11 protein-coding genes are annotated in these 16,079 nt (G+C 70.6%); 4 read left to right on the forward strand and 7 right to left on the reverse strand.

The features are described 5' to 3' along the window. Positions 1–61: 61 nt before the first annotated feature. Positions 62–1,039: a helix-turn-helix domain-containing protein gene (locus ACFYX0_RS36380; protein WP_388977140.1), complete on the forward strand. Its 978-nt coding sequence runs from the start codon at positions 62–64 to the stop codon at positions 1,037–1,039. Between the two features lie 79 nt (positions 1,040–1,118). Here the strand turns inward: ACFYX0_RS36380 and ACFYX0_RS36385 are convergent, their stop codons facing one another. Next, complete coding sequence (locus ACFYX0_RS36385) at positions 1,119–2,099, reverse strand: helix-turn-helix domain-containing protein (protein WP_388977143.1); 981 nt, start codon at positions 2,097–2,099, stop codon at positions 1,119–1,121. Positions 2,100–2,455: 356 nt separating this feature from the next. Between ACFYX0_RS36385 and ACFYX0_RS36390 the strand changes: the two genes are divergently transcribed. Next, entirely contained in the window at positions 2,456–3,433 is a 978-nt protein-coding gene (locus tag ACFYX0_RS36390) for an alpha/beta hydrolase (RefSeq protein WP_388977146.1), read from the forward strand. Here ACFYX0_RS36390 and ACFYX0_RS36395 read toward each other — a convergent pair. Continuing rightward, positions 3,419–4,459: an AraC family transcriptional regulator gene (locus ACFYX0_RS36395; protein ID WP_388977149.1), complete on the reverse strand. Its 1,041-nt coding sequence runs from the start codon at positions 4,457–4,459 to the stop codon at positions 3,419–3,421. The two genes, ACFYX0_RS36390 and ACFYX0_RS36395, sit on opposite strands and share 15 nt — an antisense overlap. Before the next feature lie 186 nt (positions 4,460–4,645). Between ACFYX0_RS36395 and ACFYX0_RS36400 the strand changes: the two genes are divergently transcribed. Together ACFYX0_RS36400 and ACFYX0_RS36405 are read left to right on the forward strand one after the other, a co-directional pair. Beyond that, positions 4,646–5,743: an LLM class flavin-dependent oxidoreductase gene (locus ACFYX0_RS36400; protein WP_388977152.1), complete on the forward strand. Its 1,098-nt coding sequence runs from the start codon at positions 4,646–4,648 to the stop codon at positions 5,741–5,743. Then, positions 5,740–6,357 carry an FMN reductase gene (locus ACFYX0_RS36405; RefSeq protein WP_388977154.1) on the forward strand — a complete coding sequence of 206 codons (618 nt, stop codon included), beginning with the start codon at positions 5,740–5,742 and terminating at the stop codon, positions 6,355–6,357. Before ACFYX0_RS36400 ends, ACFYX0_RS36405 begins: the two co-directional genes overlap by 4 nt. Before the next feature lie 59 nt (positions 6,358–6,416). On the opposite strand, the gene ACFYX0_RS36410 is transcribed toward ACFYX0_RS36405, so the two are convergent. The 5 genes from ACFYX0_RS36410 to ACFYX0_RS36430 form a co-directional block, all read right to left on the reverse strand. After that, a complete protein-coding gene (locus ACFYX0_RS36410; protein ID WP_388977156.1) occupies positions 6,417–8,660 on the reverse strand; it encodes an FUSC family protein in 2,244 nt (747 codons plus the stop codon). A gap of 142 nt (positions 8,661–8,802) precedes the next feature. Next, a complete protein-coding gene (locus ACFYX0_RS36415; RefSeq protein ID WP_355913172.1) occupies positions 8,803–10,257 on the reverse strand; it encodes a glyceraldehyde-3-phosphate dehydrogenase in 1,455 nt (484 codons plus the stop codon). Between the two features lie 134 nt (positions 10,258–10,391). After that, on the reverse strand, positions 10,392–11,792 hold the full coding sequence (gene lpdA / locus ACFYX0_RS36420) for a dihydrolipoyl dehydrogenase (protein ID WP_388977159.1): 1,401 nt from the start codon (positions 11,790–11,792) through the stop codon (positions 10,392–10,394). 98 nt (positions 11,793–11,890) lie between these two features. Then, positions 11,891–13,342, reverse strand: coding sequence for a purine-cytosine permease family protein (locus ACFYX0_RS36425; protein ID WP_388977161.1), 1,452 nt, complete (start codon positions 13,340–13,342; stop codon positions 11,891–11,893). Between the two features lie 133 nt (positions 13,343–13,475). Continuing rightward, positions 13,476–16,028 (reverse strand): discoidin domain-containing protein, encoded by a 2,553-nt coding sequence (locus ACFYX0_RS36430; RefSeq protein WP_388977164.1) that lies wholly within the window; start codon positions 16,026–16,028, stop codon positions 13,476–13,478. Positions 16,029–16,079: the final 51 nt, after the last annotated feature.

The raw sequence follows: 16,079 nt of genomic DNA on the forward strand, positions 1-16,079 counted from the left end.
TGTTCGCACAGACCGCCTGACCAGCGCCTTTTCCGGCCGGAGCCACCGCAGGCTGAAGTCCGTGGAACGCTTGGAAGGGGGCCGTATGGGCCTGACGTCCGTATCCGCCGCCCCCGGCGGTACGCATCTCACCCAGGGCGCGGGTCAGGCCCCCGAGGTCCGCGCACACGGCGCACTCGGTTTCCTGCGGATCGACACGGTCGGGGGAGCGGCACGGACCTACGTCCACGAGCCCGACGACGGCGCCCGCGAACCGTGTCTGGTGCTGGGCATCCACACCGCCGGCCGGGCGGTCCTGGTCCGGCGGGGAGCCGGTGCGGCCTGCGGCCCGGACGACCTCTTCGTCTGCGACGGCGAGGAGCCGTTCACGCTTCATGAGCCGGTGGACTTCGCCCTGCATCTGGTGCGGATACCGAGGCGGGTCCTCGCGCTCACCGACCACGGGATACGGGCCCTCTGCGCGCGGGCCCCGTTCTCCGACGGCGCCGTGGCACCGCTGCTGGTTCCCCTTCTACGGCAGCTCGTCGGCGCGCCGTACGCGTACCCGCCCAGGACGGCACTCCATCTGGCCGGCAGTGTGGCCGAGTGGGTGGCCCTGCTGGCGGTCGAGGACGGCGATGCCGGACCGCAGGACCACGAGGAGGGGGACGGAGCGGAGGCGGAGGGCGGGCAGGAGCGCGATGCCCTGGTCCGGCGGGTGCGCGCCCACGTCGACGCGAACCTGTGGGACCGCGGGCTGACCCCCGCGAGCGTCGCCACGGCCCAGCACATCTCGATCCGCTATCTCCACAAGCTCTTCGAGGACCACGACAGCACGGTCGGCCGCTGGATCCAGCATCGTCGGTTGGAGGAGGCACGCCGGGAGCTGGCCCGCCCGGGGCGGGACGACACCACGGTGTCCGCGGTCGCGAGGCGCTGGGGGTTCGCGAACGCCACACACTTCAGCCGCAGCTTCCGCGCCAGGTACGGCGTGTCGCCCAGCGACTGGCGCGAAGACCGGACCCGGCCGTCCCTCGGCACCGGCGACCCGAACGGCTGACCGGCCGCAGTCGCACGCGTTCCGGTGCCGGCCGCCCGGGTCCGGAATCGGCGGACGGGGCCGGGGCCGGGCTGTTTCGTCAGGGAGATCCCGCCGCGGACGCGGCCACGAGGCGGCGCCACTGCTGCGGGGACTGCCCGTGGACGGCCTTGAAGGCACGGCTGAAGTGCGCCGCGTTGCGGAAGCCCCAGCGGGTCGCCACCACAGAGATGGAGGGGCTCACCCGGCCGCGCCGAGCGAGTTCCCGCGCGCACTCCTCGACCCGCCGACGCAGGATCAGCCTGCCCACGGTGACTCCTTCGTCCTGGAAGAGGCGGTGCAGATAGCGGACCGAGATCAGATGCGCCCGGGCGACGCCCTCCGCCGAGAGGCCGGGATCGTCGAGGTGCTGGTCGATGTACCGGCGGATCGTGACGATCAGCTGCTGGGGCCCGGTGCGAGGAGAGCTGTCCACGGAGTCGTAGGCGTCGTCGACCAGAGCGGCCACCAGCTCCGTCACGATGCCGCCCAGCCGCTCGCCCACCGCCGCGGGAATGCGGGACGCCGTGTCGTCCAGGCGCCGCAGGAGGGGAGCCAGCAGCGCGGCCACTCCGCCCGACGGCGTGAGGGCGCGGGCTGTGAGGGTCCGCAGGACGTCCCCGGGGATGTGCAGGACGTGTGCGGGGAGGCGGAAGAACAACATACGGGCCGCGTCCACCTGTTCGACCGAGAAGGCCCGGCGCAGGTCCAGCAGCGCCAGCTGCCCGCTCCGCACCTCGGCGCCACGGCCGTCCTGGACCAGACGCACCGCCCCGTCCCGGGGGACCACCAGGGCGACCGCGTCCCCGGCGGCCGCGGCGTCCTCGGCGGACGGGCGCGAGCCACGGGCCACCCGTAGCGGCCCGGCCGCACAGGCGATCAGGCGGACATAGCCGAAGTGATGCAGTGTCACGGCACCCGGCACGGGCTCGCCGTGCCACGGATGATCGTGGACGGGTGCCAGCCAGCGCGCCACGGCGGCGCCGACATCGGACGACGCCGCGGTGCACGGCCGACCGGCCGTCCTGGGCAGGGGGCTCATGTGGACTCCTCTCGGCCGCCCCGCAATTCGGTGAACGGTGCGCCGGAGCGGGGGACGGACGCCGCTCTCCACACCCCTTTCCGCGACTCTCCGACAGCCATGGGGAGAGGCGTCGGGTCGTCCGACGGCACTGCGGCGCATCCCGGTTCGAGGTTTCGAACGGCTGCCGAAGTGTGCACGCAGAGGCATGGGTGAGTACGGTGGCCCGCCCCCTTCCCCGGCAGCGGGCGCCCTAGGCTGGATCGCGCGTGCGGGCCGGGCCGCCTCCGTTGCCGAGGGTGGGCCTCCCTGCCCGGCAGCGGGTGTGGAGCCGATTCCCCGTACGGCCCATGATCCGCGCCCCACAGGAGTCGTCCGTGGAAGAAGACGTTCCGGTCCTCGGGGCGAAGCCCGTCCTCGAACGGCAGGTACGGGCCTTCGTCCAGGCGTACACGTGCCTCGTGCCGGACGGCACCGACATGGCCGCAGCCAGGGCCCGCATGGCGGTGCTGTGGAACGGCAACGGCCGTGTCGAGTCCGATCTGGAGGAGGAGCGGCTCGCCCTGCCGGGAGACGACGGCAGCCGGATCCGGGTGCGGATCCTCCGGCCCGCCGGGAGCGAGGAACTCCTGCCGGTGGTGCTGTATCTGCACGGGCTGGGCTGGATGCTGACCGACGCGCACGCACACCGGCTCCTGGTGGCGGACCTGGTCCTCGGCGTGGATGCCGCCGTGGTGATCCCCGAGTACGACGGCCCGGAGGACGCGCGGTACCCGGGCGCCGTCGAGCGGGCGTACACCGTCGCCCGGTGGATCGCCCGTCATGGCGCGCAGTGCCGGCTGGACGGGACCAGGATGGCGGTCGTCGGCGCCAGCACGGGCGCCCAGCAGGCGGCCGCCCTCGCCCTGGTCGCGCTGGAGCGCGGCGGGCCGGCCTTCAGTCACCAGGTGCTGGTCTGCCCGGTGACCGACGCGGCGATGGACACCCACTCCTACCACCAGTTCGGGGAGGGCTACTTCCTCGGCCGGGCCGCCATGAGCGGATACTGGCGGCAGTACGCGCCGGACCCCGAGACCCGGAGGCTGGACACCGTGTCCCCGCTGCGCGCGGCCACCCGCCGGTTGCGCGGCCTGCCACCGGCGCTCGTGCTCACCGCCGAGGCCGATGTGCTGCGCGACGAGGGCGAGGCCTACGCGGCGCGGCTGAGGGAGGCGGACGTCCCGGTCGTGTCGGCCCGGTATCACGGCACGATCCACGGGTTCGTCCTGTTCGACCTGCTGCGCGGCACGCACGCGTCCCGAGCGGCGCGTATCCAGGTGACGGACACCTTGCACGCCGCCCTACACGCCGTCTGACCGGCCCGCGCGGAACACCGGTCCGTCCGTCGCCCCGCCGCCCCGGCCGGAGTCGTCCCCGAGGGGGCCGCTGTCGCGGTACCGCCGCCAGTCGCTCGGCGACTGCCCGAACGCCGCCTGGAACCGCCGGCTGAAGTGGCTCGGGCTGCTGAATCCGCACCGCGCGGACACGGCCGCGACGGTGAGCCGGTCGTAGCGCGGCGAGGCCAGCATCTGCTGTGCCTTGGTGAGCCGTTCGGCGATCAGCCACTGCTCCAGGCTGATTCCCGCCTCGCTGAGCAGGAGGTACAGCCGGCGCACCGAGATGGCGTGCTCGGCCGCGATCCGCCCGGGCGTCAGATCGCGGTCCGCGAGATGGCGGCGCGCATAGCCGGTGATCCGGGTCAGCAGGGTGTCGTCCATGGCCGACCTCACCGTGTCGGTCTCCTCGACGTGCGCGGCCGACAGCAGCAGCGCCCGTACGAGATCCGTGGTGGCGCTCGCCAGGGCGGGCGCGCCGGGATCGGCCTCGAGAGCGCCCGGATCGCGCCACAGGCCGCGCAGATGCTGGAGGACCAGGCCGTACATCGGGCTGGCACGCAGTCGCAGGGAGGCCCTGACCACCAGGTCCACCGGCACGTCCAGGCGCTTCATGTCGAACATGACGGACTGGGAGGCCGCGTCGCCGGACCAGCCGTAGGTACGGGGCGACAGCTCGTGGAACACACAGATGTCGTCGGGGCCCAACAGCGAACGGCGGCCCACCACTTCCGCGCGGTGCAGGCCCGCGGGCTGAAGGGAGACCGAGACCACGGGACGGCTGCGGTGGTGGCGTACATGCCGCTCGTTGCGCCGCACCTCGAAGCCGGAGTTGCGGGTGGCGAAGAGGCTCAGGTCGCCCACCTGCCACAGCTCCATACGGGCGTGGATGCCGGTCGGGGGCTCCTCGTGGACGATCTCGTTGGGCACCATGGAGTCCGTCAGCGCATGCCGAAACGCCTCCACCCGCTCGCGTGGCGCCACCGTGCCGAGATCGAGCAACAGCACTCCTGGCCCCCTCACCGATCATGTCCACCGACACCGTGCATCCTCGGCGGCACACCCGCGCTCGGGCAACGTCTCCGGAGGATCAGGGCGCTGGGGGTCACCTGCCCGTGCGCTCTCGGGCATGCCGGCCGTCCGGGCGGCGCCTAGCGTTCCGCACGCACACGATTGCCGGAAGAAGAGGGATCCATGCAGTTCGGCATCTTCACGGTCGGTGATGTGACGACCGATCCGACCACGGGCCGTACGCCGTCGGAGCACGAACGCATCAAGGCGATGGTCGCCATCGCGCTCAAGACGGAGGAGGCCGGTCTGGACGTCTTCGCCATGGGCGAGCACCACAACCCGCCCTTCGTACCGTCCTCCCCGACCACCATGCTCGGCCATGTCGCCGCGCGCACCGAGAAGTTGATCCTGTCCACGGCCACGACACTGATCACCACCAACGACCCGGTGAAGATCGCCGAGGACTACGCGATGCTCCAGCACCTGGCCGACGGCCGGGTGGACCTGATGATGGGGCGCGGCAACACCGGTCCCGTCTACCCCTGGTTCGGGCAGGACATCCGCCAGGGCATCAACCTCGCCAAGGAGAACTACGCGCTGCTGCACCGGCTGTGGCGCGAGGACGTGGTCGACTGGGAGGGCAAGTTCCGCACGCCGCTGCAGGGCTTCACCGCCACGCCCCGACCGCTGGACGGCATACCGCCGTTCGTCTGGCACGGCTCGATCCGCTCCCCGGAGATCGCCGACCAGGCGGCCTACTACGGCGACGGCTTCTTCCACAACAACATCTTCTGGCCCGCCGAGCACACACGGCAGATGGTCCAGCTGTACCGGCGGCGCTACGCCCACTACGGGCACGGCCGGCCGGAACAGGCCATCGTCGGACTGGGCGGCCAGGTGTTCATGCGGAAGAACTCCCAGGACGCCGTACGGGAGTTCCGCCCTTACTTCGACAACGCGCCCGTCTACGGGCACGGGCCGTCCCTGGAGGAGTTCACCGAGCAGACCCCGCTCACGGTCGGCTCTCCCCAGCAGGTCATCGAGCGGACGCTGACCTTCCGTGAGACGGTCGGCGACTACCAGCGGCAGCTGTTCCTGATGGACCACGCGGGCCTTCCCCTGAAAACCGTCCTGGAACAGATCGACATCCTCGGTGAGGAGGTCGTGCCCGTCCTGCGCAAGGAGTTCGCGAGCGGCCGCCCGGCCGATGTGCCGGACGCGCCGACGCATGCGTCCCGGGTCGCCGCCGCGGCGTCCGGGAAGAGGGAGACGGCAGCATGAAGCTGGTCGCCGTGTCCGCGGGGCTGAGCACCCCGTCCTCCACCCGTCTGCTCGCGGACCGCCTCGCCGAGTCGGTCCGCGGCGAACTCGCCGGTCAGGACCAGGAGCTGGAGACCGAGGTCATCGAGCTGCGGGAACTGGCCGTCGCCGTCGCGAACAACCTCGTCACCGGATTCCCGGCCCCGCCGCTGGCCGCCGCGATCGACGCGGTGACTGGCGCGACCGGGCTGATCGTCGTGTCTCCCGTGTTCACCGCCTCCTACAGCGGGCTTTTCAAGTCCTTCTTCGACCTGATCGACCCGGACGCCCTGACCGGGAAACCGGTCGTGATCGCGGCGACCGGCGGCACGGCCCGCCACTCCCTGGTGCTGGAGCACGCGCTGCGCCCGCTGTTCGCGTATCTGCGCGCGGCGGTCGTCCCCACCGCGGTGTACGCGGCGTCCGAGGACTGGGGGTCCGGCGGCGACGCCTTCACCGAGGGGCTGCCCGCGCGCATCCGGCGGGCGGGCGGCGAGCTCGCCGCCCTCATGGCCGCCCGTGCGTCCGAGGAGACACCCGAGGACGACGACGTCACCGCGCTCGAACGGCAGCTGTCCGACCTGCGCTTCGACTGAGGCACCGAGGACGGCACCGGCGCGCCGGGGCGGTCGGCCGACGAGCGCCCCGGCGGTGGTCAGGCCTTCGGCGTCTGGGTGGGGACGTGCAGCGGACGGGCCAGTCCGGCCACCGCCTCGTCCAGGCGCTGAAGGTGCCGCAGCACCCGATCGGTGACGCGGTCGTAGTGCGGGGCCCCGAGGGTGCCCGGCTTGAGCATGGCCGCGATGCTGGGGCCCGTCTCGATCGCGGCGTCGGACTGTTCGTCGCCGACGTGCGTGGCGATGGCCTCGATGTTGTGGACGATGCGCCGGCCCGCCCCGCGCAGCCGGGGATCCGCCGCGATCGACGGGTGCTCGGGCAGCAGTTCGGCGGTCGCCGCCAGGGCGCGCGCGTGGTAGGCGCAGGTCTCCAGCATCGCCACCAGATAGCGGGCGGTGTCCCGACGGGCCCGCATCGGCGTGATCGGATGGGTCAGCGGCTGCGTCGAGGAACGCAGATCGGCCAGCGCCTGGTCCAGATCGCGGGCCCGGTCGAGCAGATTGACCGCGGGACCGCCGCTGAGCTGGCCGACGGCGGCCTCGGTGACATCGGCGAGCCGGGCCAGCGTGGTGCCGAGGAGTTCGTTCGTACGGCGATCGGTGTGGACCGGCAGCACCACCGCCGCCGCGACGATTCCGCAGAACACCCCGAGCGCCGTCTCCTCGATGCGCAGCAGGAGCACGGAGGCGGTGTAGGTGTGCAGGACCGTGTAGAGCAGGCCCAGCATGGCCGTGACGAAGAAGGACATCAGCGTGTACGACAGCGGTGCCGTGTAGAACATCGCGAAGATGAACAGCAGCACGAGCCCGAACGCCGTCCATGTGTGGTGTCCGACCACTCCGGCCAGCAGGATGCCCGCCACCACCCCGAGGACGGTCCCCACCAGCCGGCGATAGCCCTTGACCAGGATCTCCCCGGTGGACGCCGTGTTGATGAACACGATCCAGCAGGTCAGCACGGCCCAGTACCAGCGCTGACTGGAGAGGAACTCGCCGCCGACCATGGCCAGCGCCGATCCCACGGCCACCTGCACGGCGGCGCGGGTGGTGGGGCGCCGGAGCCCGGTGGCGTCCGCCTCCGGGCGGGCCGCCTCCTCGCTGCCGTCGATCGCGGCGTCCTCCGCGTCCAGTTCCTCGCGCGAGCGGGCCGCGGCGGGGGTGTCGTCGGACTCGTCCTGGGGTCCTTCGAAGGCGATCCGCAGTCCCAGGACGGCGCGCCCCAGCTCGCCGATCCCGCGGAAGACGTCCTGGACGGCGGCCGGCGCGTGCGGCAGGTTCTCCTCCTCGCGGTAGGCGAGGAGCCGGTTGCGCACATGGGACACCGCCGTTCCCGCGGTCTGTGCGGCGGGCCGCAGGACAAGCAGATGCAGCGCCTCGAGGTCGCGGCGCAGTACGGCGGTCGTCTCGTCCCGCTCCGGAAGCGGGCCGCCCGAGGGCAGCGGGGCCCCCGGCAGATGCAGGGTGAGCGTGTCGGCCCGCTTCGCGCTGCGCGCGGTGAGCAGCAGCAGTCCCAGCCGTTCGGCGGCGATCTCGGCGTCGGCGATACGACGCTGTACGAGCCGGGCCATCGCGTCGTCGGAGGTGCCCTCCTCCAGCCGTCCCTGGATCATCATGGCCGTCTCGTGCAGTGCCGCGGTCCTGCGGCGCACCTCGTCGAGCGCCTTCTGCAGGTCGTCCGGTCCGGCGTCGAACAGGTCGAGGTACGCCGAGATCAGTTGCGCGAGACGGGCCCGGAACGCCTGGCGCAGCCGGTCCAGGATGCCCGCGGGGGTGTCGGGCACCAGGGCGAAGCGCGCCAAGGCGCTGCACCCGAAGGCGACGACGATCGCGACACAGAGCCTCGGGAGCGCCGGGACGGTCGCGCCGACGAAGAGGGAGAGGAAGTAGACCTGGAAGACGATCAGTCCCAGTGCCGTGCCGCGGTCGCCGAACCGGCGGCCGTAGACGGCGCCGAAGATGAGCCCGAGGAAGGCGAGGTCCCCGGCCACCCGGTGGGAGTGCAGCAGCGCGCTCAGCGACACCGCGGCCAGTGCCACGGGCAGGCCCAGGGCCAGCGTGAGGGCCTGTGGTGTCCGCTCCTTCTCACGGATGGCGAACGTCGCGACCATGGCCGCGATGGCCCCGGCCACCAGATGCGACACGTCGGCCCGCAGAAAGGCCAGGACGGCGAGGGTGAGCGCGATGGAGCACACAGTCCGCAGCCCGGCCGTGAGCCGCAGCAGCCCGGGGTCCGACGCCACGATGCGTGCCCACACCTTCGCCCGAACCGACCGGCTCGCCATGCACCCTCCGCCGCTCTCTCCGCGTCCCGTCATGATCTCTTCCCAGCATCGCACGAGGTGAGAGACGGCAGGAGTGCCGGGGAAAGCGCAGCGCGCACCGGCCCCCGTCCGCCGGGGGACCGGTGCGCGCTGTGGGCCGGGATCAGACCGCCGGCGCCGGGTAGGTCGGGTACTCCACCCCGGAGACGTACTGGACGACGCGGATGACCTGGCAGGAGTAGCCGAACTCGTTGTCGTACCACAGGTAGAGGATCGCGTTGTCGCCCTCGACCTTGGTCGCGCCCGCGTCGACGATCGAGGCGTGGCGCGAGCCGATGAAGTCGCTCGACACCGCGTCGGGGGCGGTGGTGAAGTCGATCTGGCGCTTCAGCGGCGAGGTCAGCGACACGTTGCGGAGGTAGTCGAGGACCTCCTCGCGGGTGGTCTCCCGCGCGAGCTGAAGGTTGAGGATCGCGATCGACACATCGGGCACCGGGACCCGGATCGAGCTGCCGGTGATCCGCGCCTTGAGGTCGGGCAGCGCCTTGGCGACGGCGGAGGCGGCACCGGTCTCGGTGATCACCATGTTGAGCGGCGCGGACCGGCCACGACGGTCGGACTTGTGGTAATTGTCCAGCAGGTTCTGGTCGTTGGTGAACGAGTGGACCGTCTCCACATGGCCGCGCAGCACGCCGTACTCGTCCTCCATCGCCTTCAGCGGCGGGACGATCGCGTTGGTGGTGCAGGAGGCGCAGGACAGGATTTGCTCGTCGGGCTTGAGCGTGTCGTGGTTGACGCCATGGACGATGTTGGGGACGTCGCCCTTGCCCGGCGCGGTCAGGACGACCTTGTCGATACCGGGGCGCAGATGCTTCGACAGTCCCTCGCGGTCGCGCCACTTGCCCGTGTTGTCGATGAGGATGGCGTCCTTGATGCCGTACGCCGTGTAGTCGACCGAGGTCGGGTCGTCGGCGTAGATCACCTTGATCTCGTTGCCGTTGGCGATGATCGCGCTGTTGGCCTCGTCGACGGTGATCGTGCCCTGGAACTGCCCGTGGATGGAGTCACGGCGCAGCAGCGAGGCGCGCTTGACGAGGTCCTCGGCGGCCCGGCCGCCGCCCCCGCGCACGACGATGGCGCGCAGCCGCAGGCCGTTGCCGGAGCCGGACTTCTCGATGAGCAGGCGGGCGACGAGGCGCCCGATGCGGCCGAACCCGTAGAGGACGACATCGCGCCCCGCGCCGCCCTCGATCTTGTTGGCGCCCGTCGCGCCGGCGACGGCCTCGGCGGTGAACTCCGCCACCGACAGACCACGGTCGTCGCTCTTGTACGTCGCGGCGAGCATGCCGATGTCGATCTGGGACGGGCCGAGGTCGAGCGCGGTGAGGGCCTGGAGGAAGGGCATCGTCTCGGTGACCGAGAGTTCCTCACCGGCGATCTGCCGGGCGAACCGGTGGGTCTTGAGGATGCTGACCACCGACTTGTTCACCAGGGAGCGGCTGTGCAGCAGGACGGTGACGTCCCGCTCACGGTGCAGCTTCCCGATGATCGGGATCATCGACTCCGCGGTCTCCTCGCGGTTCTTCCAGTTGGTGAACGAGTCGTCGTTGACAGTCACAGGTTTATCTTTCGAGCTAGGCGGCGCTCACATGCTAAACCCACGTTAACTTCGATCTTGCGGTGGGTGGTCCACAGCGCGAAGCCCGGCGGCACGCGGCCGCCGGGCACGGGCGTGACTCTCAGGCGCGGGCCTCACATGTTGATCATGTGGCCGGCCAGGCCGTGGACGGCCTCCTTGACCGCTTCGCCGAGGGTGGGGTGCGCGTGGACGTTGCGGGCGACCTCGTGGACGGTGAGGTCCCACTGCTGGGCGAGGGTGAGTTCCGGGAGGAGCTCGGTGACCTCGGGGCCGATGAGGTGGGCGCCGAGCAGTTCACCGTGGGTGTCGTCGCTGATGATCTTCACAAAGCCGACGGGCTGTCCCAGGCCGTGAGCCTTGGCGTTGGCGGTGAAGGGGAACTTGACGACCTTGACGTCGAAGCCCCGCTCGCGCGCCTGGGCCTCGGTCCAGCCGAAGCTGGCGACCTGCGGCTGGCAGTAGGTGGCCCGCGGGATCATGGTGTAGTCCAGCTCCATGGTCTCCGCGTCCGCAATGGTCTCCGCGGCCACGATGCCCATGGACTCGGCGGCGTGCGCGAGCATCAGCTTCGCGGTGACGTCCCCGATCGCGAAGATGTGCGGCACGCTGGTGCGACAGCGCCCGTCGACCTCGACCGCACCGCGCTCCGTCAGCCGCACCCCGGTGTTCTCCAGGCCGTAGCCCTGGACGTTCGGTGCGAAACCGATGGCCTGGAGGACCTTGTCCGTCTCCAGCGTCCGCCGCTCGCCGCCCTTGTCGACGGTGACGCGGACCCGGGGGCCGGAGTCGTCGATGCTCTCGACGGCGGTCCCGGTCAGGACCTCGATCCCCAGCTTGCGGTAGTGCTTGGCCAGTTCCTTGGAGATCTCCTCGTCCTCCAGCGGGACCATACGGTCCAGGAACTCGACGATGGTCACATCCACGCCGTAGCTGCGCAGGACGTAGGCGAACTCCACGCCGATCGCGCCCGCGCCGGCGATGACGATGCTGCCGGGCAGGGTCTCGCTGAGGATCTGGTTCTCGAAGGTGACCACCCGCTCCGACAGGGCCGTGCCGGGCAGCAGCCGCGGGCGGGCGCCGGTGGCCAGGATGCAGTGGCCGAACGTCACCGTCTCGGTGCGCCCGTCCGCCAGGGTCACCACCAGGGTGTGGTCGTCGGTGAAGGTGCCGCGCCCGTCGAACTGGGTGATGGCGTTCTTCTTCATCAGGTAGTGAACGCCCTTGACCCGGCCATCGGCGACCTTACGGCTGCGCTGGAAGGCCGCCCCGTAGTCGACGGCCACCTCCCCGCCGATGCTGATCCCGTACGCCTTGGCCTCGTTCGCGACGAACTGCACCATCTCGGCGTTGTGCAACAGGGCCTTGGAGGGGATGCAGCCCACGTTCAGGCAGACGCCTCCCCAGTACCGCTCCTCGACCACCGCGGTGGACAGACCCAGTTGCGCGCTACGGACCGCGGCGGTGTAGCCACCGGGCCCCGCTCCCAGAACAAGAACATCAAAGTGTTGGCTCACAAGGGATCGATCCTTCTCCGATGAGCCTCGGTACGCAACCTCAACTGTCTTCCGCTGGCCAGGAGATGTCAGTCCCTGCCCTTTCGCGGAACCGCCGGTCAGGGCTCGCGGTGCTCGTGCGCCGCCTGTTCCAGCGCCGTCGCCTCGGCCTCGGCCAGCCGCTGTTCGGCCGCCACGTCGATCGACCGGGTCAGCAGCCAGTAGAGCAGCGCGGCGACCGGCAGCCCGACGAACAGGGAGATGTCCGCTCCGCCGAGTGCGCGGGCGGCGGGCCCGACGAAGAGATCGCCCACGGAGAAGAACGGCACCATGACGGCGAACCCCACCAGGTACGCGACGATGCCGTGGGGACCCCAGCGCCCGTAGATCCCGCGGGGGTTGAAGATCTCGGCGATGGCGTAGTGGCCGCGGCGCACCACGTAGTAGTCCATGAGGTTCACCGAGGTCCACGGGATGAACAGATAGAGCACCAGCAGCAGGAAGTTGTTGAAGTTCTGCAGGAAGTGGGACGACGCGGCCAGCGCGCCGACGAGGGAGAGCGCCGCGGTGAGCCCCAGGGCGACCAGCCGGACAGCCAGCGTCGGCCGCACCTTCGCGAAGGAGTCGATGCCGCTGATCAGCGTGAGTGATCCGCCGTACATGTTGAGTGCCGTGACGGACACCAGGCCCAGCGCGGCGAACAGCAGCACCACGGCGCCGAAGCCGCTGAAGACCGTGTCGCCCGCGGCGTCGATCGAGCGGATCGTCTCGAAGTCCTTGCCCGCCCAGGCGGCGAGCAGGGCGCCGAGGGTCATCAGCCAGACGCCGCCGAGCGCCGAGCCGAAGTACGTCCAGTAGAAGGTCTTGCGGACCGTCACGTCCGGCCGCAGGTAGCGCGAGTAGTCCGAGACGTAGATGGCCCAGCTGATCTGGTAGCCGGCGACCACACCGAACTGGGCGAGGAACGGCGTCCAACGGAAGCCGCCGAGGTCGAACGAGCCCGGCGGGTAGTGCAGATTGACCAGGACCCCCACGGTGAAGATCCCGAAGACGACCAGGAAGGTGTACGTCAGGATCCGCTCGGCCCGGTGGATGATGTCGTAGCCGACGAGCGCGATCACGAAGGCGACCAGGGTGACCACGACCACCCACAGCTTGACGCCGCCGTGGACCGTGGTGTGCAGCGCGTCGCCGGCGAGGATGGTGTTGAAGACGTTGAACCCCGCGTACTGCACATAGGCGAACAGCCACACCAGAAGGGCCCCGACATATCCGAACTGGGGCCGCGACTGGATCATCTGGGGCAGGCCGAGCTGGGGGCCCTGGGCCGAGTGGAAGGCCATGAAGAAGGTGCCGATGACGGTGCCCGCCACGATCGCGAGGAGCGACCACAGGAGGTTGCCGCCCTCGGTGATGCTGATCAGACCCACCGCGAGGGTGGCTATCTGCGCGTTGGACATGAACCACAACGGGCCCAGATGCCACAGCTTGCCGTGCCGTTCGTCCAGCGGGACATAGTCGATGGACCGGATCTCGAGGCCCGACACCCGGGGCTCTGAAGCAGTCGTCACGGCGCCTCCCGTGTGCTGATCCATCCCTGCGGCCACATTCGCCCCCCGGACGTCCCGGGTCAAGGCCGCCGACCGCCCGGATCGTGAGGCGTGGTCCGGGCGATCATGCCCTACGGCATCAGCGGGCCCTTCGTCAGGGGAACTGGGTGACCTTGGACGGAACGGTGTCGGTTCCCGAGGTGGGGGCGCCGGTGTCGTTGACGACGTGGGCGTACTGGCCCTTCCCGCCCAGGGAGATCACCAGCAGGTCGTGCATCCTGATCCCCGGTTTCTCGGGCACCTGGAAGCCGTCGGCCTGGACGATCGTCGGATCGGCCGTGTAGTTGCAGTAGCTGCCCAGGCCCCAGGCCTCATGGACGTTCACCGTGTCGGCGACCTTGTAGGCCGCGTAGCCGACGATGCCGTCGTGGGTGACGGCGGCCGCGTTCGGGGCGTCGTAGGCCTTCTCGTTCTGGAAGAAGATCGTGCGGCCCCGCTCGCCGCTCCACAGCACGTCGTACTTGTTGAAGTGCTCGACGAAGAGTCCCGTGGCCAGGACGTCGTCGCCGTTGACGCGCAGACCGTAGTCGGCCCGGTTGGTGTCCCAGCCGACCCCGTCCCCGTGGTCGGCGCGCCAGAGCCAGGTGTGGTCGATGACGACGTCGTCGCTGTTGACGACGACGGAGTTGGTGGCCAGCCCCGGGCCCGCGCCGCCGATACGGACGAAGACGTCCTGCACGGTGGTGGGATCGGCGGAGTGGTCCGCCGTCGAACCGGGCTGACCGATCTGCAGCAGCGTGTCGGAGTTGACGGGTCCGGCGTCGATGAGGAAGCCCGCGAGCCGTACTCCGTCGACGTCCGCCACGTGCATGGCGTCGATGCCGTTGTCGGGGACGAGAGTGGCCAGACCGAGGCCGAGCACGACCGTGTCGGGCCGTGTCACGTCGATGGTCCGGTCGAGGTGGTAGATCCCCGGGGTGAAGAGCAGGTTGAGGCCCTGGGCCAGCGCGGCGTTGATCGTCGCGGCGGTCGCGCCCGGCTTGACCACGTAGAACTGGTCCAGCGGGAGCGAGGTGCCCGCGTCGGCGGGCCAGGACACGCCACGGGCGTTGGTGCGCTTGGCGGGCACGAAGACCTTGTAGCTGCTGCCGTCCAGATACAGGAACGGCTTCTCGCGGGAGACGGGGGTGGTGTCCAGCGTGGTGTACGGGCCGGAGTCGAAGTTGGTCGCCGGGGCGCCCTGGACGCCGGTGAACGTCATGTTCCACACTCCGTTGGTCCAGCCGCCGACCGAGCTGTCGCGGGTGTACCACTGCTGCTGGGAGTACGGCCCCACCGTGCCGTCGATCTTCGAGTCGGCGATATAGCCGCCGGAGGCCCAGCCGTAGCCGTTCGGGGCGAGGTTGAGTCCGCCCTGAACGTGTATGCGGCGGAACGGCGCGGCCTGTGCGACGGCCCACCGGTCGGTGCCGTTGGCAGGCTTGAGGGCGAGGTTCTCCGCCGAGCGCCAGAAGTTCTGGGTGGCGTTGCCGTTGAACCAGCCCGCGTCGACGGTGATGTCACCGTTGATCCGGGTGTCGCCGGGGTTCAGCCCGAGTCCCGAGATCGAGGTGTAGAAGCCCAGTTGGGCGTTGATGCCGTTGTAGGTGCCCGGCTTCAGCAGGAACTGGTAGCGGCCGGAGCCGAACTGGCTCGACTCCTGCTGGGCGAAGACCTGGTCGAACTTCTGCTGGAGATCGGGCGTGGACGGATCCACGACGATCACGTTCGGTCCGAGGTCGCCACCGCCCTGGACGGGGGGAGTGCCGCCCGACGAGGCCGTGTGGACCGCGACCTCCCACAGGGAGTAGCCGTAGCCGGTCGCGCGGACCGTCCCGTAGATCCGGAGATAGCGGCCCGAGCCGCTCACGTCGTACGCCGCCGTGCCACCGCTCGCGCCGGTCACGCTCTTGAGCGTGCTCCAGCTCCGGCCGTCGTCCGAGGCCTGGATCTGGAACTCCTTGGCGTCGGCGGCCTCCCAGGTCAGGTCGACCTTGCACAGGTTCTGTACCGATCCCAGGTCGACCTGCACCCACTGCGGATCGGAGGCCTGGGAGGACCAGCGGGTGCCGGTGTCGCCGTCGAAGGCGGCGGAGGCGGGGGTGCCCGCGTTCTCCGTGGAGGAGGCGGAGGCGGGCCGGCCCTTCGCGGCGTCGGCAGTGTCGCAGGAGGGCGCGGTGGTGCCGGAGGTGCCGAAGACCTGGAACTCCCAGAGGGAATAGCCCCACTGGGTGGCGCGGTGGACGCCGTACATCCTGACGTAGCGGCCCTGTCCCGACACGTCGAGGGTGTCGATGCCGCCGTCGCCGCCGGTGACGGACTTCAGGTCGGTCCAGTTGCTGCCGTCCTGGGAGGCCTGGATCTTGTAGTCCTTGCCGTAGGCGGTCTCCCAGTTGAGGACGACCTTGGCGATCGTGGCGGTGGCGCCGAGGTCGACCTGGAGCCACTGCGTGTCGCCGGCGGCGGACGACCAGCGGGTGCCGGTGTCGCCGTCCACGGCGTCGGCGGCGGGCGTCCCGGCGTTCTCGTCGGAGGACGACGTGGCCGTTCTGCCCTGGGACAGCGGGGTCTCGGCCGCGGCCGAGGCGGCGGCCGGGGAAGGGATGGCGGGCAGGGTGAGGAGCGCTGCCGTGGCGGCCAGCGCGACACGCAGGGATCTGAGTCTCATGTGGGGTTCCCTGCGGGTGCGGTGAACGGGTGGTCACGACGAGCGGTGGCG

This window comes from Streptomyces sp. NPDC002573 (genome assembly GCF_042889625.1).
Classification (GTDB): domain Bacteria; phylum Actinomycetota; class Actinomycetes; order Streptomycetales; family Streptomycetaceae; genus Streptomyces; species Streptomyces gibsoniae.

What these genes read in the sequence shown, in the direction of transcription:
- ACFYX0_RS36385 (WP_388977143.1), bottom strand. Translation starts at nt 2,099, where the DNA reads ATGAGCCCCCTGCCCAGGACGGCCGGTCGGCCGTGCACCGCGGCGTCG.
- ACFYX0_RS36400 (WP_388977152.1), top strand. Translation starts at nt 4,646, where the DNA reads ATGCAGTTCGGCATCTTCACGGTCGGTGATGTGACGACCGATCCGACC.
- ACFYX0_RS36405 (WP_388977154.1), top strand. Translation starts at nt 5,740, where the DNA reads ATGAAGCTGGTCGCCGTGTCCGCGGGGCTGAGCACCCCGTCCTCCACC.
- ACFYX0_RS36410 (WP_388977156.1), bottom strand. Translation starts at nt 8,660, where the DNA reads ATGGCGAGCCGGTCGGTTCGGGCGAAGGTGTGGGCACGCATCGTGGCG.
- ACFYX0_RS36430 (WP_388977164.1), bottom strand. Translation starts at nt 16,028, where the DNA reads ATGAGACTCAGATCCCTGCGTGTCGCGCTGGCCGCCACGGCAGCGCTC.